The 2,658-nt window shown below is 55.3% G+C and carries 2 protein-coding genes and 1 tRNA gene; 2 read left to right on the top strand and 1 reads right to left on the bottom strand.

Going from position 1 to position 2,658, the window contains the following annotated elements; genetic code table 11:
* A partial coding sequence (gene rplU / locus K5905_RS31270) for a 50S ribosomal protein L21 (protein ID WP_297591619.1) occupies nucleotides 1–334 on the bottom strand: 334 nt, incomplete at its 3' end.
* A 292-nt stretch (nucleotides 335–626) separates the two neighbouring features.
* Between rplU and K5905_RS31275 the strand changes: the two genes are divergently transcribed.
* Nucleotides 627–716 (top strand) — tRNA-Ser (locus tag K5905_RS31275).
* Nucleotides 717–805: 89 nt separating this feature from the next.
* Complete coding sequence (locus K5905_RS31280) at nucleotides 806–2,551, top strand: site-specific integrase (protein WP_297591620.1); 1,746 nt, start codon at nucleotides 806–808, stop codon at nucleotides 2,549–2,551.
* Nucleotides 2,552–2,658: the final 107 nt, after the last annotated feature.

Genomic DNA, 2,658 nt, shown 5'->3' on the forward strand with positions numbered 1-2,658 from the left:
CGTCCAGCTTGGATTTCGTGCCCGGCTTCAGGATCTCTGCGACCGAGATGACCGCGATCCACTGGCGGTGGCCCTTGGTGCGGCGATAGTTCTGACGGCGGCGCTTCTTGAAGACCTTGATCTTCTTGTCCTTGCGGATGTCCAGCACGTTCGCGGTCACCGAGGCGCCGTCCACGGCCGGCGCGCCGACCAGGGAATCGCCTTCGCCGCCAATCATCAGCACTTCGTCAAACGCGACGACATCGCCGGTTTCCGCGCTGAGTTTCTCGACGCGCAGGATGTCGCCTTCGGAGACGCGGTATTGCTTACCGCCGGTCTTGATCACTGCATACATGATCGTGTTCCTTTGTTTCGGAGCCGTATCCGCGAAGCCGCGAGACCGGAGCCCTTTTTCTTCGCCGGTTCTTGGTGCGAGCCAGCGTTGTTTCACAAGCAAAGCCCCGCATCGGACAGGTCCGTGCGGGAGCAGAGCGCGCGATATAGACAAAAGAGGGCGCGTGAGTCAACGCAGCAAGGCGCTGCGCCGGGTCTGAAACTGCATGCAGGCGCTCTTCGGGTTCAGGTCCCGGCGCCCAAGAGACTTGATTTTACCCCCAGCCTTTGCGACACCGCGCATCCCTGAGTTCGGAGAGGTGCCGGAGTGGTTGAACGGGGCGGTCTCGAAAACCGTTGAGCGCGCAAGCGTTCCGAGGGTTCGAATCCCTCTCTCTCCGCCAGTTTCCTTTTTCGGGCGAAGCGACAGTAACTTACTGATCTGCTGCAGGGATTGCTTCTGACTGGGTCATTGGACTGGTACAGTTGGAGCATGAAGAAAGTGCCCGGACATCCCCGACTCCATGTGCGTGGAACGACCTATTACCACCGCGCGGCTATTCCCAAAGACATCAAGGATACCTATCCGAAGGTTGAGGAGAAGAAGTCTCTTAGAACCTCGGATTTCGCTGAGGCAATACGGCGTGTTCGCGTTGAGGCTGCAATAGTTGACCGTGCGTTCGAGGAGCACCGCCGCAAGTTGGCGCAGACGGCTTCTCGGGATTCGAGGGCGGCTCAGGTTGAGGAGCTTACGCCAGAGCAGCTCGATCTAGCCGAGCAGCTCTATTACACGCACCTCCTAGAAGAAGATGAAGAAACCCGCTTGGATGGGTTCTTTGATCCGGATGAGGAAACGCCTCAGCTGCCACTGCCTGCTTTCGATGAGCACTCAGAAAGCAACGATGAACTCTCAGGCCATACCCGCAAGGTGTACGCTCAAGGGAAGGTGGATGACTTCTTCAAAGCAGAAGCGGAAGAGGTTCTGAGCTGGCAGGGTCTTGATGTCACGCTTGCTGAAGGATCCCCAAGCTGGAAGCGGCTTGCACGTCGTCTGCAGGAAGCGACCATTAAAGCGCGTGAGCAAATCAAGGCTCGTAATCAGGGCGAGATCGTTCCGACGCCTGCCTCACCAGAGCCTTCCTTCGCAGGCAGAGGGTCAGGGACTTTTGCTTCCGAAGCAATGGCCGAGTGGATCCAAGAGAAGAGTTTGGGGGCGTGGAGGCCGAAGACGCAACGCGAGCACAAAGTCTGGAGCACTCATTTCCTTGACGTGGTTGGGGACAAGGATGTCACGTCATACGCGAAGGCGGACGCTCGAAAGTTTAAGGCTGTTCTTCGTAATCTTCCCCCGAACTGGGTGAAGAACTCTCAAATCAGACATTTGCCCATTTCAGAAGCCTCATCGCGTGCTGCCGAGCTTGGCCTCAAACCGATGACGAACAAGAATATTAACAAACTCATGAATTTCGTTGGATCTTTTTGGCGGTGGGCTGAGGGTAACTACGATGATGTCAATGGAGACTTGTTCAAAGGCTTGCAGTTGCCAGTAGACACTGATGCTGCGGAAGAGCGCGATCCGTTCAGTTCTGAAGACCTGCAGCGTATCCTTAATGCGCCTCTATTCACTGGGTGCAGGTCAATCAGTCGATACAGGCAGGTCGGGAGCTACATTCCACGAAATCGTGGCTACTATTGGCTCCCCCTGATTGGGCTGTTCAGTGGAATGCGCCTCAATGAAATCCTTCAGCTTGAGTGTCGTGACGTTGCAGAGTTTGATGATGTTCTATGCTTCGATAACAACCTGTCTGCACCCGATAAGAGCCTCAAAAACAAAGCTTCGAAACGTAAGGTGCCAGTGCACTCAGAGCTGATCAAGCTTGGCTTCTTGAGCTTCGTGGACCAACAGCGTGGCCTGGGTTGTCGCAGAATTTTCGAGGACCTTAAGGTTGGGAACGATGAGTATTACTCTTCGCCCTTCTCTAAGTGGTTTGGTCGTTTCCTGTCGTCTGCTGGGGCGAAGAGTGAGAAAACCAGCTACCACAGCTTCCGCCACAATTTCAGAGACGCCTGTAGGGCTGCTGATGTGCCAGATTCCGTAGCGAATGCTCTCATTGGACATACTGAGCGCGGCATGGCGGCTCGTTATGGTAAGGGGTACACCCCAAGCGATCTCAAACGATGGATGGAGAAGATCAGTTATCCTGATCTCGACCTCACGCACCTCCTGCCGAAAGCCTAGGGGGCGCTTCTTGTTGCCCCCTCATTCACAGTTCGAAGCGCCATTGAGAACAACAGGTCGAACACTCTCGCACGGGCTTCAGCATCTGAAAGAATGATGTTCGACAT

The sequence above is a fragment of the Roseibium sp. genome, from assembly GCF_025698965.1.
GTDB lineage: Bacteria > Pseudomonadota > Alphaproteobacteria > Rhizobiales > Stappiaceae > Roseibium.

Excerpts from the sequence above, each read along its gene's own strand:
- K5905_RS31280 (WP_297591620.1), top strand. The coding sequence starts at position 806 with ATGAAGAAAGTGCCCGGACATCCCCGACTCCATGTGCGTGGAACGACC.